The organism is Enterobacter sp. CC120223-11 (assembly GCF_900215375.1).
Classification (GTDB): domain Bacteria; phylum Pseudomonadota; class Gammaproteobacteria; order Enterobacterales; family Enterobacteriaceae; genus Scandinavium.
Genome location: NZ_OBEF01000010.1, coordinates 140,156 through 156,312, shown reverse-complemented (window position 1 = coordinate 156,312; position 16,157 = coordinate 140,156). Strand labels below are relative to the sequence as shown.

The following is a 16,157-nucleotide window of genomic DNA, read 5'->3' as shown; positions in this document are numbered from 1 at the left end:
CACCTACGCCCCTTTGCTACCCGTGAAGGGGCTGTTTCGGGTAAAGAACAGCTCCTCCCCGCCGTTATCCATCTGTACCCAGGTTTGCGCCAGCTGCGTTGTCGCAATCACCCTTCCCTGACGAATCGACCAGCGCACCGGCACCTGGCAGCGCACCGCTTCAAAGCCGTTTTCCGCAGGCAGAATAATCAGGTTTGCCGTGTTCCCCACTTCGATTCCGTAATCCGTCAGGCCGAACGTCCGGGCGCTGTTGTGAGTAATCAGATTCAGGCCGTCGTTAATCTGCTGATAGCCCATCATCTGGCAAACGTGCAGGCCCATATGCAGCACCTGCAACATGTTCCCTGTCCCGAGCGGATACCACGGGTCAAACACGTCATCATGGCCAAAACAGACGTTAATCCCTGCGTCGAGCAGCTCCTTCACGCGAGTGATGCCCCGCCTTTTCGGGTAATCGTCAAACCGGCCTTGCAGATGAATATTCACCAGCGGGTTCGCCACAAAGTTGATGCCCGACATCTTCAGCAGGCGGAACAAACGCGAGGTATAGGCGCCGTTGTACGAATGCATCGCGGTGGTATGGCTGGCGGTCACGCGCGGGCCAATGCCCTCCTTCAGCGCCAGCGCGGCAACCGTTTCGACAAAACGCGACTGCTCGTCGTCGATTTCATCACAGTGAATATCGAGCGGGCGATCGTATTTTTTCGCGAGCGCGAAGGCGATATGCAGCGACTCCACGCCGTATTCGCGCGTAAATTCGAAATGCGGAATAGCGCCAACCACATCCGCACCAAGCTGAAGCGCTTTTTCCAGCAGCGCCGCGCCGTCCGGGTAGGAAAGGATCCCCTCCTGCGGAAAGGCCACGATCTGCACGTCAATCCACGGCGCGACCTCTTTCTTCACTTCCAGCATGGCCTTCAGCGCCGTAAGCGTCGGGTCTGACACGTCCACGTGAGTGCGCACAAACTGGATCCCGTTGGCCATCTGCCACTTCAGGGTTTTCCAGGCCCGCGCTTTGACGTCCTCATGGGTGAGCATCGCTTTGCGCTCCGCCCAGCGCTCGATGCCTTCGAACAGCGTCCCGGACTGATTCCAGTTCGGCTCTCCGGCAGTCTGAGTGGTATCCAGATGAATATGTGGCTCGATAAACGGAGGAACGGCGAGGCCACCTCGCGCGTTAAGCACTTCCAAACTGTCATGCCGGGTTTCCCCCATTGGGGTAATCGAATGGAAACGCCCATCCTCAATGCCCAGTTGCCACAATCCCTCGCGTCCAGGCAAACGCACGTTTTCAATCAGCCATAACGGTGTCGTACCCATCTTCATTCTCCCGTAATCGTCGCGCAGCACGCCCTGATCCATTTGTAGGTCAAAACCCGCACTTTTTGTACATTATTTCAGCAACACAGAAAACTCTGGCATTTCCGTAACTTATAAAAATCCTGACAAATCAATCGACTACTCATTAAGGAGTAGGTAAAGGCGTAATTGATGCATATCAATAAGTCACCATGCTGAATCGTTAAGGTAGGCAGTAATAGAAAAGAAATCGAGGCAAAAATGAGCAAAGTCAGACTCGCAATTATCGGTAACGGCATGGTCGGTCACCGCTTTATTGAGGATCTTCTCGATAAAGCCCCCGCCGACCAGTTTGAGATTACCGTCTTCTGTGAAGAACCCCGTATCGCCTACGACCGCGTCCATCTCTCATCTTACTTCTCTCACCATACCGCAGAAGAACTTTCGCTGGTACGTGAAGGATTTTATGAGAAGCATGGCATCAAGGTGCTGATTGGCGAACGCGCTATCACCATTAACCGTCAGGAAAAGGTGATTCACTCAAGTGCGGGTCGCTCCGTGTTTTACGACAAACTGATCATGGCCACCGGGTCTTACCCGTGGATCCCGCCGATCAAAGGCTCTGAAACTCAGGACTGCTTCGTTTACCGCACCATCGAAGATCTGAACGCCATCGAATCCTGTGCCCGTCGCAGCAAACGCGGCGCAGTTGTTGGCGGCGGCCTGCTTGGCCTCGAAGCGGCAGGCGCGCTGAAAAACCTCGGCGTTGAAACCCACGTGATCGAATTTGCCCCAATGCTGATGGCAGAGCAGCTCGACCCGATGGGTGGCGATCAGCTGAAGCGCAAAATCGAAAGCATGGGCGTGAAGGTTCACACCGGCAAAAACACCAAAGAGATCGTTCAGGAAGGCACCGAAGCACGTAAAACCATGCGCTTTGCCGACGGCAGCGAACTCGAAATCGACTTCATCGTCTTCTCAACCGGCATTCGCCCGCGCGACAAACTGGCCACTCAGTGCGGCCTGGCAACGGGCGAGCGCGGCGGCATCATGGTCAATGACACCTGCCAGACCTCCGACCCGGATATCTACGCCATCGGTGAATGCGCCAGCTGGAACAACCGCGTTTACGGCCTGGTGGCACCTGGCTACAAAATGGCGCAGGTTGCGGTCAACCATATCCTTGGCACGCCGAATGCGTTTGCAGGCGCAGACCTCAGCGCTAAGCTGAAGCTGCTCGGCGTAGACGTGGGCGGCATTGGCGATGCACATGGTCGCACGCCGGGCGCACGCAGCTACGTCTATCTCGACGAAAGCAAAGAAGTCTACAAACGCCTGATTGTCAGCCCCGACAACAAAACGCTGCTCGGTGCCGTACTGGTGGGCGACACCAGCGACTTCGGCAACCTGCTGCAGCTGGTGCTGAACGCCATCGAACTGCCGGAAAACCCGGATGCGCTGATCCTGCCAGCCCATGCCGCAAGCGGCAAACCGGCTATCGGCGTCGATAAGCTGCCGGACAGCGCGCAGATTTGCTCCTGCTTCGACGTGACCAAAGGCGACCTGGTCAGCGCCATCAATAAAGGCTGCCACACGGTTGCCGCGCTGAAAGCAGAAACCAAAGCCGGAACCGGCTGCGGCGGCTGTATTCCGTTGGTGACTCAGGTGCTTAACGCCGAACTGGCGAAACAGGGCATCGAAGTGAACAACAACCTGTGCGAGCACTTCGCGTTCTCCCGCCAGGAGCTGTACCACCTGATCCGCGTCGAAGGCATCAAAACCTACGACGAGCTGCTGAAAAAATACGGCAAAGGCTACGGCTGCGAAGTCTGTAAGCCAACCGTAGGTTCCCTGCTGGCCTCCTGCTGGAATGAGTACATCCTCAAGCCGCAACACACGCCGCTGCAGGACACCAACGACAACTTCCTCGCCAACATTCAGAAAGACGGCACCTACTCGGTGATCCCACGTTCCGCTGGCGGCGAAATCACCCCGGACGGCCTGATGGCCGTGGGTCAGATTGCACAGCAATTTAATCTGTACACCAAGATCACCGGTTCCCAGCGTATCGGCCTGTTCGGCGCGCAGAAGGACGACCTGCCGGAAATCTGGCGTCAGCTGATTGAAGCAGGCTTCGAAACCGGCCACGCCTACGCGAAAGCGCTGCGCATGGCGAAAACCTGCGTCGGCAGCACCTGGTGCCGCTATGGCGTGGGCGACAGCGTCGGCTTCGGCGTTGAGCTGGAAAACCGCTACAAAGGTATCCGCACGCCGCACAAAATGAAGTTTGGCGTCTCCGGTTGTACCCGCGAATGTGCGGAAGCGCAGGGCAAAGACGTGGGCATTATCGCCACAGAGAAAGGCTGGAACCTGTACGTTTGCGGCAACGGCGGCATGAAGCCACGTCACGCAGACCTGCTGGCGGCAGATCTCGACAAAGAAACGCTGATCAAATACCTCGATCGCTTCATGATGTTCTACATCCGTACCGCCGACAAACTGACGCGTACTGCACCGTGGCTCGACAATCTCGAAGGCGGTATCGACTACCTGAAAGCGGTCATTATCGACGACAAACTCGGCCTGAACGATCACCTGGAAGAAGAGCTGGTGCGCCTGCGTGACGCCTTCGCCTGCGAGTGGACAGAAACCGTCAACAACCCGGCTGCGCAAGGCCGCTTCCAGCACTTTGTGAACAGCAAACAGCGTGACCCGAACGTGCAGATCGTCCCTGAACGTGAACAGCATCGTCCGGCCACGCCGTACGAACGTATCCCGGTTACTCTGGTGGAGGAAAACGCATGAGCCAGTGGATAAATATCTGCGATATTAACGATATCCTGCCGCAAACCGGCGTGTGCGCGAAGCTTGGTCACGAGCAGGTGGCGATTTTCCGCCCGCACCATGACGAGCAGGTCTTCGCCATCAGCAACATTGACCCGTTCTTCCGCGCAAGCGTGCTCTCCCGCGGCCTTATCGCCGAGCACAACGGCGAGCTGTGGGTCGCCAGCCCGCTGAAAAAGCAGCGCTTCCGCCTCAGCGATGGCCTGTGCATGGAAGATGAAAGCCACTCCGTCGCGCATTTCGATGTGCGCGTCAAAGACGGTCAGGTACAATTAAAACCCTGATGTCCTGTCCCTTCCGGCGGCGCTCTGCCGCCGGAATTGTTTTCCCCTTCTGACGGCGAGATTCCTATGGATCACTTACCCATTTTCTGCCAGCTGCGAGATCGCGACTGCCTGCTCGTGGGCGGCGGCGACGTTGCTGAACGCAAAGCCCGTTTGCTGCTGGACGCGGGCGCACGCCTGACGGTCAACGCACTCGAATTCGTCCCCCAGTTTCGCGTCTGGGCCGAAGCAGGGATGCTGCAGCTGGTAGAAGGTGAGTTTGATGCCACCTTGCTCGATATTTGCTGGCTCGCTATCGCCGCCACTGACGACGATGCAGTTAACGCCCGCGTCAGCGCGGAAGCGGAACAGCGCCGCATTTTCTGTAACGTGGTCGATGCGCCAAAGCAGGCGAGCTTTATCATGCCGTCGATTATCGACCGCTCCCCGCTGATGGTGGCCGTCTCGTCCGGCGGCACTTCGCCGGTGCTGGCGCGCCTGCTGCGCGAAAAGCTGGAAGCTATCCTGCCTCAGCATCTTGGTCAGGTTGCACAGTACGCAGGCAAGCTGCGTGGGCGAGTGAAGCAGCAGTTTGCCAGCATGAGCGAGCGTCGTCGCTTCTGGGAGAAGCTGTTTGTGAACGACCGCCTGGCGCAATCGCTGGCGAATCAGGATGAACAGGCAGTGGCTGAAACCACGGAACGTCTGCTCAGCGAACCGCTGGACAACCGGGGTGAAGTGGTGCTGGTTGGCGCGGGGCCGGGCGATGCCGGGCTGCTGACGCTCAAAGGCTTGCAGCAGATCCAGCAGGCGGACATCGTGGTTTACGACCGTCTGGTGTCAGACGACATTATGAACCTCGTTCGCCGCGATGCCGATCGCGTGTTTGTGGGCAAACGAGCGGGCTATCACTGCGTGCCGCAGGAAGAGATCAACCAAATCCTGCTGCGCGAGGCGCAAAAGGGAAAACGCGTGGTGCGCCTGAAAGGCGGCGATCCGTTTATCTTTGGTCGCGGCGGTGAAGAGCTGGAAACGCTGTGCGACGCTGGCATTCCCTTCTCAGTAGTGCCAGGTATTACTGCCGCGTCCGGCTGTTCAGCCTATGCAGGTATTCCGCTGACCCACCGTGATTACGCGCAAAGCGTGCGGCTGGTTACCGGCCACCTGAAAACCGGGGCTGAACTCGACTGGCACAACATGGCCGCCGAAAAGCAAACGCTGGTGTTCTACATGGGGCTAAATCAGGCGGCAACCATTCAGGCAAAACTGCTGGAACACGGTATGCCAGCCGATATGCCCGTCGCGCTGGTGGAAAATGGCACGGCTATCAGCCAGCGCGTAGTGAGCGGCGAACTGTCGCAGCTCAGCGAACTGGCGCAGCAGGTGGCAAGCCCAGCGTTGATTATCGTGGGGCGCGTGGTGGCGCTAAGAGAAAAGCTGAACTGGTTCTCAAACCACTAAAACGCAAAAAGGCAGGTTTCCCTGCTTTTTTATTGCCGGGTGGCGCTGACGCACGCCATCATGGAAGTTGGCTATCGTCGTCAAACGTAGGCCGGATAAGCGTAGCGCCATCCGGCAATGCCCGTGCAAACGAAGTGCCGCCGGGCAATTTCACTACGATTACGGCTTAGCAACAAAACCAATCGCTTCGTAAACCGCTTTCAGCGTTTCTGAAGCCTGAGCGCTCGCCTTCTGCGCGCCGTCGCGCATGATCTGCTGCAGCAGCGCTTCGTCGTTGCGGAAGCGGTGATAGCGCTCCTGCAGCTCGGTCAGCATGCCGGATACCGCTTCGGCCACTTCACCCTTCAGATGGCCGTACATTTTGCCTTCAAAGTGCTGCTCCAGCTCAGAAATGCTCTGACCGGTCACGCCGGAGAGAATATCCAGCAGGTTCGAAACACCCGCTTTGTTCTGCACGTCGTAGCGCACCACTGGCGGCTCGTCGCCGTCGGTCATGGCACGTTTGATTTTCTTCACCACGGACTTCGGATCTTCCAGCAGGCCGATCACGTTGTTGCGATTGTCGTCCGACTTGGACATCTTTTTGGTCGGCTCCAGCAGCGACATCACGCGCGCACCGGACTTCGGAATGAACGGCTCTGGCACTTTGAACACGTCGCCGTACAGGGCGTTGAAGCGCTGGGCGATATCGCGGCTCAGCTCCAGGTGCTGTTTCTGATCTTCACCAACCGGGACCTGGTTGGTCTGATACAGCAGAATGTCTGCCGCCATCAGCACCGGGTAGTCAAACAGTCCAGCGTTAATGTTTTCAGAATAGCGTGCGGATTTGTCCTTGAACTGCGTCATGCGGCTCAGTTCGCCGAAGTAGGTGTAGCAGTTCAGCGCCCAGCCGAGCTGTGCGTGCTCCGGCACGTGAGACTGAACGAAAATGGTGCTCTTTTGCGGGTCGATCCCGCAGGCCAGGTACAGCGCCAGCGTGTCCAGCGTCGCCTTACGCAGCTTTTCCGGATCCTGACGGGCGGTGATGGCGTGCAGGTCAACGATGCAGTAGATGCAATGGTAGTCGTCCTGCATGTTCACCCACTGACGCAGCGCACCCATGTAGTTACCAATGGTCAATTCACCGGACGGCTGTGCGCCACTAAATACGATGGGCTTAGTCATTTTTCACTTCCTGAGTTTCACTGTGCGGGAGCCCGAGCACGGGCAACAAATCGTTAAAACGGTCAAAGACGAAGTCTGGGTTGCTGTCGGCAATGGCTTCACCGTAGTTGTAACCATACGTCAGGCCGACTGAGCAGCAACCGGCCGCGGAAGCGGCGAGAATATCATTGCGGGAGTCGCCGACGAACAGCAGCTCGTCGGGGCTGAGGCCCAGTTTGTCGGCCACCAGCAGCAGCGGTTCCGGATGCGGCTTTTTGTTCTGCACGTCGTCGCCACCGACCACAACGGAGAAGTACTTCGCGATATCTAATGCTTCCAGAATCGGTGCCACAAACGGCGACGGCTTGTTGGTCACCAGCGCCAGCGGCAGGCCTTTCGCATACAGTGCTGCCAGCGTTTCAGCCACCGACGGGAACAGATAGCTCCCCTCTTCGGCAAATTCAGCGTAGTAGCGGTCGAACAGTTTACGCAGCACGCGCAGCTGCTCTTCCTGAGGGATATCAGCATGATCGACCGACGGTTTACCCTGCTGATTGCGCAACGTGGCGCGCTCCTGACGAGCCCACTTCAGCGCGCGCTCCATCAGCACATCGGCACCGTTGCCGATCCACGTAATCACGCGATCTTCGCCTGCAGTGGGCAATTCAAGCGCATACAATGCGTTGTCCACCGCAGCGGTCAGGCCTGGCGCGCTGTCGACCAGCGTGCCGTCGAGGTCAAATGCTACGCCCCGAATCGTTTCTGATTTACTCATGACTTACCTTTGCCAGCTCGCTGCGCATTTCATCAATCACTTTTTTGTAGTCCGGCTGGTCGAAAATCGCCGACCCGGCAACGAACATATCCGCACCCGCGGCCGCAATCTCAGCAATGTTGTTCGCCTTCACGCCGCCATCGACTTCCAGGCGGATGTCACGGCCGGAAGCCTCAATACGACGGCGGACTTCGCGCAGCTTATCGAGCGTATGAGGAATGAAAGATTGTCCGCCAAAGCCAGGGTTCACGGACATCAGCAAAATCACGTCCAGTTTATCCATCACGTGATCCAGATAGCTGAGCGGCGTGGCTGGATTCAGCACCAGGCCCGCTTTACATCCGTGCTCTTTAATCAGCTGCAGGGAGCGGTCGACGTGCTCAGAGGCTTCGGGATGGAAGGTGATAATACTGGCACCCGCGGCGGCAAAATCGGGAATGATGCGGTCAACGGGTTTCACCATCAGATGTACGTCTATCGGGGCGGTGATGCCGTATTTACGCAGCGATTTGAGGACCATCGGACCCATCGTCAGATTCGGCACGTAGTGGTTATCCATGACGTCGAAGTGGACCACATCGCCGCCTGCCGCCAGGGCTTTCGCGGTATCTTCTCCCAGGCGGGCAAAATCGGCCGACAGAATCGAAGGGGCAATCAAATACTGTTTCATCCGCATCTCCTTGAAAACGTTTATGGTGGGGTCGGGCGATAGAGCGCCAGCAGCTCATCCACCTTTTTGCGCGTACCGCCGTTGCTGCTAATGCTGCGCCGGACTTTGACCTTAAAATGGTCGGTTGCGGCTTTGTACCACTCACGCGTATCGGGCGTGTCATGGTTCGAAATTAACACCGGAATTTGCTTGCTGACCAGTTTTTCCGCCATTTCTGCCAGATGCTTTTGCTGGTCCGGCGTGAAGCTGTTGGTGTGGTAAGCGGTAAAATTCGCCGTTGCGGATAGAGGCGCATACGGCGGGTCGCAGTACACCACGGAATGCTTATTCGCCTTCTCCATGCACTCTTCATAAGACATGCAAAGGAACTGGGCATTCTGCGCCTTCTGCGCAAAATGGTTCAGCTCCGCTTCCGGGAAGTAAGGCTTTTTGTAACGGCCAAACGGCACGTTGAACTCGCCCTTCAGGTTGTAACGGCACAGGCCGTTGTAGCCGTGGCGATTAAGGTAGAGGAACAGCACCGCGCGGCGCAGTTTGTCCCTGCACTGATTGAACTCGGCCCGCAGCTGATAATAGATTTCGGCATCGTTATTGGCTGGCACAAACATCGCTCTCGCCTGATCGATATAGTCACCGGTGCGCGTTTTGACGATGTTATAGAGATCAATCAGATCGCTATTGATATCCGCGAGGATGTAACGATTGTATTGGGTATTGAGGAACACAGAACCGGCCCCGACGAAGGGCTCGATCAGACATTCGCCGTTCGGCAAATGTTTTTCAATATCGTTCAGCAGAGGGTATTTCCCCCCCGCCCATTTCAAAAAAGCGCGATTTTTTTTCATGCTGTCTGGCAACTTACACTTTCTCCGGCTGAGGAGAAAACGCTCCTGCAGCATCCTGCGCTTAAAACACATTCGCCTTCAGCCCGCGCTGGCAGGCTGAAGGCGCTGTGTCATGTACTGCTATTGTTTCAGATCGGACTGCACCTGATGCAGCGGCTTCGCCCATGGGTTTTTTGCCTGGACATCGGCTGGCAGCGCGGTGACGGCGCGTTTCGCATCGTCTTTCGTTGCATACAGGCCGCTGACCAGCACATACCATGGCTGACCGTTACGGGTGGTCTGATAAACCACATACTTCTGAATGTTCTCTTTCTTCGCCCACTTATTCAGGTTGTCGTAGTTTGACGAACTGCTGAGCTGCAGGGTGTAGTGGCTGCCTGGTGCCGTTTTCAGCGAGCTAACATCACCGGTTTCTTTGCCCGCAGCCGTTGCTGTGCTTGCCGTGGCGGCAGGTGCCGCGGTGGTCGCTGCAGGTTTTGCTGCGCTGGCTGTAGCGGCAGGCTTCGCCGCTTCTGCTACCGGAGCCGTCGATTTGGCAGGCGCAGTAGCAGCGGTCGCTTTAGGCTGCGCCGCAACAGGTTTTGGCTCGGTTGCTTTTACCGTTGCCTGCGGTTTGCTCTGCGGCTTCGGCTCAATCACAGCATGCTTACGTTCCGGACGCGCTGTAGCAGCTGGTGCGGTTTCTGCGGTGTTAGTCGTCGCCTGACGAGGCGTGCTGCCACCACGGATCGGGGCGACCGTTGCTGGCTCAGTTGGCAGGGTGGAGTTTGCCACGGCGCTGTCAATCTGGCCCTGCTGCTGGGTCAGCGCATTGTTCAGGTCGCCCTGTACTTCGACACGCTGCTGGCCATCAGGTGCGACGGTGTTTTGTCCCTGAGTTGGCGTAGAGGAAATCGGTGGCAGGGAAACATCCTGCTGCTGATTCGCGGCAGTCTGATTTGCAGGGGCGGCACCTGGCGCTGGCTGAGCACCATTTGCCTGATCGGCTACCTGACCATTGCTCTGACCGGCGCTATTGCCGGAAAGATCGATGTTTTTCGCATCGCTGGAGGCCTGCTCGCTGGAAGAAGAGGACGGCGCTTTAAGCGCAGAGCCAATCCCGACAATCAGCAGCAGCAGAACCAGAATGCCCACGCCCATCATGATGTACTGGCGGGAAGCGGGTTTCGCTGGTGCCTTTTTACGTTTACGTTGGCGACGCGCAGGCTGTTCTTCTGCCTCTTCGTCTTCCTCAGACTCGTAATACGCTTCTTCGTCCCGCTCTTCTTCGTGCTCATCGCGTGCTTTACGGGCACGCGCCGGGCGGCGCTCATCGGCGTCGAGATCGACGTCATCGAAGTTTATCTGCGGATCGTTTTCACGATCGGAAGATTGACGGGAACGACCAGCACGACGATCGCTGGGATCGGGTTTCAGATCGTCTTCTGGTTTGAATTCATCCATTTAACACCCCACTCAAAGGCTTATGCCAACAACACTTGCACATCACCTGAAGCTAAACGCCGCAACAGCGGCATGACCTTTCTTATTAGTTACGCCTGCTGACAATCAGCAATAGCGCCAAGAACGACATCGTGCGCAACACCACCACGCACCTCACTTTTGCCAATAGCGAGCGGCAAAATCAAACGCATCTCACCGGCGAGTACCTTTTTATCGCGCATCATATGCGGCAGGTACGCGTCAGGAGACATTTCACGCGGGCCGGTAACCGGTAGCTTCGCCCGTTGTAACAGGGCAATAATCCGCTGAGTCTCTTTGGCCTCAAACTGACCGAGGCGCTCTGAAGCACGCGCAGCCATCACCATACCGGCGGCAACCGCTTCCCCGTGGAGCCAGTTACCGTAGCCCATTTCTGCTTCGATAGCGTGCCCAAAGGTATGTCCCAGATTCAGTAAAGCACGTAAGCCTGTTTCTCGCTCGTCTGCGGCAACAACTTCGGCTTTCAGCTCACAGCAACGACGAATACAGTACGCCATGGTTTTCTCATCAAGCGCCATCAGCGCGTCAATGTTGTTTTCAAGCCAGGAGAAGAATTCCGCATCGAGGATGATGCCGTACTTGATAACCTCCGCCAGGCCCGAAGAGAGTTCGCGCGCAGGCAGCGTTTTCAGACAATCGAGATCGACAACCACGTTCACCGGCTGCCAGAAGGCACCGATCATGTTTTTGCCGAGGGGATGGTTAACGGCCGTTTTACCGCCAACGGAGGAGTCGACCTGCGACAGAAGCGTGGTCGGCACCTGAATAAAGCGAATGCCGCGCTGATAGCTCGCCGCCGCAAAGCCGGTGAGATCGCCGACCACGCCGCCACCAAGGGCAATCAGCGTAGTGTCGCGACCATGAGGTTTTTGCAGTAACGCGGTGAATACGGTGTCCATCACGGCTAAGGTTTTGTACTGCTCGCCGTCCGGAATGATCACGCTGTCGACTTTCACACCAGCCTGTTCAAGCACTGCGCGAACTTTGTCGAGATAGATGGGGGCCAGCGTTTCGTTAGTGACCAGCATCGCCTGATCGCCAGATTTGAGTGGCAGGAAGGAAGCTGGATCGTTAAACAAACCAGCCGCGATGGTAATCGGGTAACTACGTTCCCCAAGAGTTACTGTAAGCCTCTCCATAACGCGACGTCCACCTTAGTTACTTGCATTCTCTGGTGATGTACACGCCATCCTTCAGGCTGCTTGCTAGTTGGCGGCTTTCGCGCCCGGTTGCAGACCATCGTCTGCAAGAGTTCACGCCATTGCCGCCCGGATGCAGCCTGAACGATGTCGTATAGCCTTGACCAGACTCAGTTACTTTCCAGCATATGAATGATCTGGTTTGCCACCACCTTCGCGCTCTGATCGTCAGTGCGGATAGTGACATCGGCAATTTCTTCGTACAAAGGATTACGCTCGCCTGCCAGTGCTTCCAGGACTTCACGCGGAGGCGTTTCAACCTGCAGCAGGGGACGTTTTTTATCACGCTGCGTGCGCGCCAGCTGTTTTTCGATCGTCGTTTCCAGATACACCACGACGCCGCGGGCGGAGAGACGATTGCGCGTTTCACGTGATTTTACAGAGCCGCCGCCAGTCGCCAGCACAATACCCTGTTTTTCCGTCAACTCGTTGATGATTTTTTCTTCGCGGTCACGGAAACCTTCTTCGCCTTCGACATCGAAGACCCAGCCCACGTCAGCGCCAGTGCGTTTCTCAATCTCTTGATCAGAATCGTAGAATTCCATGTTGAGCTGTTGAGCTAACTGGCGCCCAATAGTGCTTTTGCCGGCACCCATAGGCCCAACCAGAAAGATATTGCGTTTCTCTGCCATTTTTTCGGTACTACTAAGACTATTTCGTTAATAATAAACCCGCGACGCGAACCACAGAGCGACGCCAGGCATGAACTGAAACCTCATATGCGATAGTGCGAGAGTCAGACGGAAAATTATCTCAATACTCCGGCAGGTTTGGCAACTCTAATCATTACCGGATTTTGCAGGGCCCGACTCTCAAATCGGTACTCCTTGTATGCTAAATCCGGTCCCACGTCAAACACCTGAAACGTGTTCACTAAGAAAAGGTGGCCCGTAAAACCTTATTGTGCAGAAATAATACGCGGCGTGATGAACACCACCAACTCGCGCCGCTCGCGGTCTTTACTGTCATGGCGGAACAGCTGCCCAAGCCAGGGAATGTCGCCCAGCAGCGGAATACCATTGCGGGCGGACTTGTTCTTTTGTGAGAAGATGCCGCCGAGCGCCAGGGTTTCACCGCTTTTAACTTCCACCTGCGTCTCTATTTCCTGCTTATCAATCGCCAGCACTTCACCGTTTGCCTGCTGTAACACCTGGCCGGGCATATCCTCAGTTATCTTCAGCTTGAGGCGAACCCGGTTCTTTTGCAGCACCGTGGGCGTCACCTCCATACCCAGCACAGCCTCTTTAAACTCGACCGAAGTCGCGCCGCTCTCACCGCTGGACACCTGATAAGGGATCTCCGTTCCCTGTTTGATGCTGGCAGGCTGTAAATGCGAGGCCAGCAAATGCGGACTGGCGATAATCTCCAGCTGCTGCTTTTGTTCGAGGGCAGAAAGCTCCAGCTCCAGAAGTCGGCCACTGATTTTGCCAATATTAAACCCTGCATGCGTTGACGCCGCCGCCACCGAAAGGTCACTACCCAGCGTCGTGACTTTGCCGCTTCCGGCACTCTCCTGCGCATCACCAAGGCTCCATTTCACGCCCAATTCGCGCAGGCTCTTTTCATTAATTGTGACGATATGCGCCCTTAGCTCGACCTGCCCGACCGGCAAATCCATCTCTTCGGCCCAGGCCTGTAGCGCAGAGAGGTGTTCTGCGTCATCACGAATCAGCAGCCGGTTAGTGCGCTTATCGACGGTCAGCGCGCCCCGGGCGCTTAGCAACGACGCCCCTGCTTTCGCAAGTTCCGCGGCGTCGGCGTAATGCAGGGCGATACTTTTGCTCCGTAACGGCAATGCCTGCATGCGCTTTTGCTGCTCTGCTTCCTTACGCGCATTCTTTTCCGTAAGCCAGGTTTTGCTGTGGACAAAGAGCACGTTCGCCTGGGTTTCAAGCGCCAGCCCCGCGCTGCCTGCCACCGTCTGCAATGCCTGCTTCCAGGGAAGGTTATTCAGCTGCAGCGATATTTGTCCGCTGACATCTGGCGAGATAACAATATTCCGCTCGCCAAGCGTCGCCAGAGCCTGCAGCACCTGAGCCACCGGGACGTCATCCACCGTCAGGGTGACGGGTTTCTCTTTGGCCAGTACGCCGAAGACCATTAGCACTAGCCCCAGCATCGTCCTTCGCATCATGTTGCGTTCCTTTTCTTAGCCAATGCCACTGTGAAGGCTCGCAGTCTGAGCCAGCGGTCATCTCTATGTGATCTGGCGCTATGCCCGCGACCGTCCAGCCGTTGTCCAGCGTCAGGCCTTGCGACAGACGCCGCCATTTCCCTTTTGCATCCCTCACAATGCCGGTACGCTCATCGCCGTGGCTGACCATCCCCCGGTACTGCCAGAGGGTTATCTGGGCGCCAAAGCAGCGATCTTCCGGGGGCAAAAACGGGTTACGCATCCCAAGCAGTAAAGGAAAAAGCAGCCCGAGGTACAGTCGCCAGTCAGTCATCATCAATTGCCTCAAGCTGGAGCCTCAGCGTCAGACGCGGCACCCCGGGCAAAATGCTGAACGCCCGGACGGCCTGGTTACGTTCCGCCAGTTGGTTAAACAGAGAGGGAATAGCCAGCCAGTCGGCTTCCAGGATGAGCTCCCCGCGCTTCCCCGAAGGTTCCCAGCTCAGCAGACGACTCTTCACGCCATCAAAGTCGAGAGCGGAAAAAGGTTTAGCAAGGTGAGACGAAACCTCGCCAGCAGGGCCGCGCAGCAGCATCACCTTTTTCCACTGCGCCTTGAGCGGGACTGCCGCTGGCCTGTTGCCCGGGTTATGCGTAAAGAAAATCACCACGCCCGTCAGCAGCAGAACCATCAGTAGCCCTGCGCCGAGGCGCATGCCCGGGGCATGATCACACCAGCGTTCAGCGAAGAGAGCCATTGTTGGCCTCCATCAGCAGCTCGTAGCTGAACTGCCATCGTCCTTCCCGATCGCGGCGGACAGGGCCCGATTCTGCTGCACGAACCCCTTCAAGCTGACTCACAGCCGTAGCGAGTTGCGCCAGCGCGGTAAAACGGTTCGCCAGCCCTGAAAAGCTCAGCGCTTCCCCCTGCCACTGCAGCGTTTTCAGCCATGCCTGCTGCGGTATCTGCTCGGACAGGGCCAGCAGCATGGACTGCCAGCGACGGGTTGCCTCGCGTTTTTGCTCACTCGCCAGCCTCCGCATCCTTCGCTGTTGTTCGGCTCTGAGCGGCTGCTCGCGCTGTACCAGGGCTTGATGAACTGCCCTGTCATTCTCCTGGCGCAGGTTTTGCCCGCGCAGCGAAGACGATGCTTCGGCCCGAAGTGCAGCCATCAAAGCCAGGGCAATCAGCCAGGCACCGGCAAACAGCAGGCCCCAGAAGCGCAGGCATTCACGGCGACGCCTTTCACGCCAGTCCAGTAAATTGATGGGGCGGCCCATATCAGCGCACGCCCAAAGCAAGCGCCAGCGCAATGGCAAAGTCATCCCCGCGCTCGGGTAAAGGAGGCTGGAGCTGAGTCAACGGAAACCAGGGATTGAAGCTCGGGCCGTTATGCGGCTGCGTGGTACAGCGCAACAGCCCTTCCGGTGGTTCTGCGCCACTGCCCCAGGCGTTTCGCGTTGCCCATAGCCAATGATGTTGCTCCTGCCAGCAAAGGCCCTGCTCGTCTTTGGCCATCCACGTGAAAAAGCTTTGCAGCGCGCTGGCATCGGGGGTTATGGCCTCCACGTTCAGGCCCGCCGTATGGAGGCGCTTTTGCAAAGCGGCCACGTCCCTTCGTCTGGCGGCGGTGACGCTGTAAATATTCGTTTCTGTGCTTTGATAATCAAACGTGAGGGTGTCGATGGGCATTTCGAGCTGCTTTGCGACGGTGCCAGCCACCCAAAGCGCCCGTTCACTTTCCCGAAGCGCCATCTGCGGTGACGGCAGCTGTTTTTGCAGGGTGTCTGACGCAGGGAGCGCCACCGCAACCCGATGAAATCGTGGCATTTCGCGCTGAATGCGGCGCAGTGCCGCCGACTGTTCCTCTTCGCTGGCATCCCGTGCGAGCGGCAGCTGCCACCAGCGCCGAAGTGCGTAACCAGAGCGTGATTTCTGCAACGCAACGCAGACAAGGTTATCCTGCTGGAAATGCAATCCTGAAAGCCACTGACTGTAAGCCATTCTTACGATCTCCTTATCCATCAACCCATTCGAGCTATATCAATGCTTCTGGCTTGCC

General features: G+C 57.1%; 16 protein-coding genes. 3 read left to right on the top strand and 13 right to left on the bottom strand.

The features are described from left to right. Window positions 1–3 precede the first annotated feature (3 nt). Window positions 4–1,320, bottom strand: coding sequence for a cytosine deaminase (locus CRO87_RS13530; RefSeq protein ID WP_097163498.1), 1,317 nt, complete (start codon window positions 1,318–1,320; stop codon window positions 4–6). A 240-nt stretch (window positions 1,321–1,560) separates the two neighbouring features. Between CRO87_RS13530 and nirB the strand changes: the two genes are divergently transcribed. The 3 genes from nirB (at window position 1,561) to cysG (ending at window position 5,867) form a co-directional block, all read left to right on the top strand. Beyond that, window positions 1,561–4,104, top strand: coding sequence for a nitrite reductase large subunit NirB (nirB, locus tag CRO87_RS13525; protein WP_097163468.1), 2,544 nt, complete (start codon window positions 1,561–1,563; stop codon window positions 4,102–4,104). Next, on the top strand, window positions 4,101–4,427 hold the full coding sequence (nirD, locus tag CRO87_RS13520; protein ID WP_097163467.1) for a nitrite reductase small subunit NirD: 327 nt from the start codon (window positions 4,101–4,103) through the stop codon (window positions 4,425–4,427). Before nirB ends, nirD begins: the two co-directional genes overlap by 4 nt. Window positions 4,428–4,493: 66 nt before the next feature. Then, window positions 4,494–5,867, top strand: a complete 1,374-nt coding sequence (gene cysG / locus CRO87_RS13515; protein WP_097163466.1) for a siroheme synthase CysG — start codon at window positions 4,494–4,496, stop codon at window positions 5,865–5,867. Between the two features lie 159 nt (window positions 5,868–6,026). Here the strand turns inward: cysG and trpS are convergent, their stop codons facing one another. The 12 genes from trpS to pilM form a co-directional block, all read right to left on the bottom strand. Then, window positions 6,027–7,031 (bottom strand): tryptophan--tRNA ligase, encoded by a 1,005-nt coding sequence (gene trpS / locus CRO87_RS13510; RefSeq protein WP_097163465.1) that lies wholly within the window; start codon window positions 7,029–7,031, stop codon window positions 6,027–6,029. Then, window positions 7,024–7,785: a phosphoglycolate phosphatase gene (gph, locus tag CRO87_RS13505; protein ID WP_097163464.1), complete on the bottom strand. Its 762-nt coding sequence runs from the start codon at window positions 7,783–7,785 to the stop codon at window positions 7,024–7,026. Before gph ends, trpS begins: the two co-directional genes overlap by 8 nt. Continuing rightward, complete coding sequence (rpe, locus tag CRO87_RS13500) at window positions 7,778–8,455, bottom strand: ribulose-phosphate 3-epimerase (protein ID WP_097163463.1); 678 nt, start codon at window positions 8,453–8,455, stop codon at window positions 7,778–7,780. Before rpe ends, gph begins: the two co-directional genes overlap by 8 nt. A 20-nt stretch (window positions 8,456–8,475) precedes the next feature. Then, window positions 8,476–9,300, bottom strand: a complete 825-nt coding sequence (gene dam, locus CRO87_RS13495; RefSeq protein WP_097163462.1) for an adenine-specific DNA-methyltransferase — start codon at window positions 9,298–9,300, stop codon at window positions 8,476–8,478. A 120-nt stretch (window positions 9,301–9,420) separates the two neighbouring features. Continuing rightward, the gene (gene damX, locus CRO87_RS13490) at window positions 9,421–10,743 is read right to left on the bottom strand and encodes a cell division protein DamX (protein ID WP_097163461.1); all 1,323 of its coding nucleotides are present in this window, start codon (window positions 10,741–10,743) and stop codon (window positions 9,421–9,423) included. Window positions 10,744–10,832: 89 nt separating this feature from the next. Further along, window positions 10,833–11,921: a 3-dehydroquinate synthase gene (gene aroB / locus CRO87_RS13485; RefSeq protein WP_097163460.1), complete on the bottom strand. Its 1,089-nt coding sequence runs from the start codon at window positions 11,919–11,921 to the stop codon at window positions 10,833–10,835. A 170-nt stretch (window positions 11,922–12,091) separates the two neighbouring features. Next, window positions 12,092–12,613 carry a shikimate kinase AroK gene (aroK, locus tag CRO87_RS13480; protein WP_097163459.1) on the bottom strand — a complete coding sequence of 174 codons (522 nt, stop codon included), beginning with the start codon at window positions 12,611–12,613 and terminating at the stop codon, window positions 12,092–12,094. Window positions 12,614–12,879: 266 nt separating this feature from the next. Next, the gene (gene hofQ, locus CRO87_RS13470) at window positions 12,880–14,112 is read right to left on the bottom strand and encodes a DNA uptake porin HofQ (RefSeq protein ID WP_097163497.1); all 1,233 of its coding nucleotides are present in this window, start codon (window positions 14,110–14,112) and stop codon (window positions 12,880–12,882) included. After that, on the bottom strand, window positions 14,030–14,431 hold the full coding sequence (locus CRO87_RS13465; RefSeq protein WP_097163458.1) for a HofP DNA utilization family protein: 402 nt from the start codon (window positions 14,429–14,431) through the stop codon (window positions 14,030–14,032). Before CRO87_RS13465 ends, hofQ begins: the two co-directional genes overlap by 83 nt. Beyond that, entirely contained in the window at window positions 14,421–14,852 is a 432-nt protein-coding gene (locus CRO87_RS13460) for a hypothetical protein (RefSeq protein ID WP_097163457.1), read from the bottom strand. The genes CRO87_RS13465 and CRO87_RS13460 overlap by 11 nt, the downstream gene beginning before the upstream one ends. Then, window positions 14,836–15,375 carry a PilN domain-containing protein gene (locus tag CRO87_RS13455; protein WP_176504311.1) on the bottom strand — a complete coding sequence of 180 codons (540 nt, stop codon included), beginning with the start codon at window positions 15,373–15,375 and terminating at the stop codon, window positions 14,836–14,838. Before CRO87_RS13455 ends, CRO87_RS13460 begins: the two co-directional genes overlap by 17 nt. A 1-nt stretch (window position 15,376) precedes the next feature. Continuing rightward, window positions 15,377–16,099, bottom strand: coding sequence for a pilus assembly protein PilM (gene pilM, locus CRO87_RS13450; RefSeq protein WP_097163455.1), 723 nt, complete (start codon window positions 16,097–16,099; stop codon window positions 15,377–15,379). Window positions 16,100–16,157: the final 58 nt, after the last annotated feature.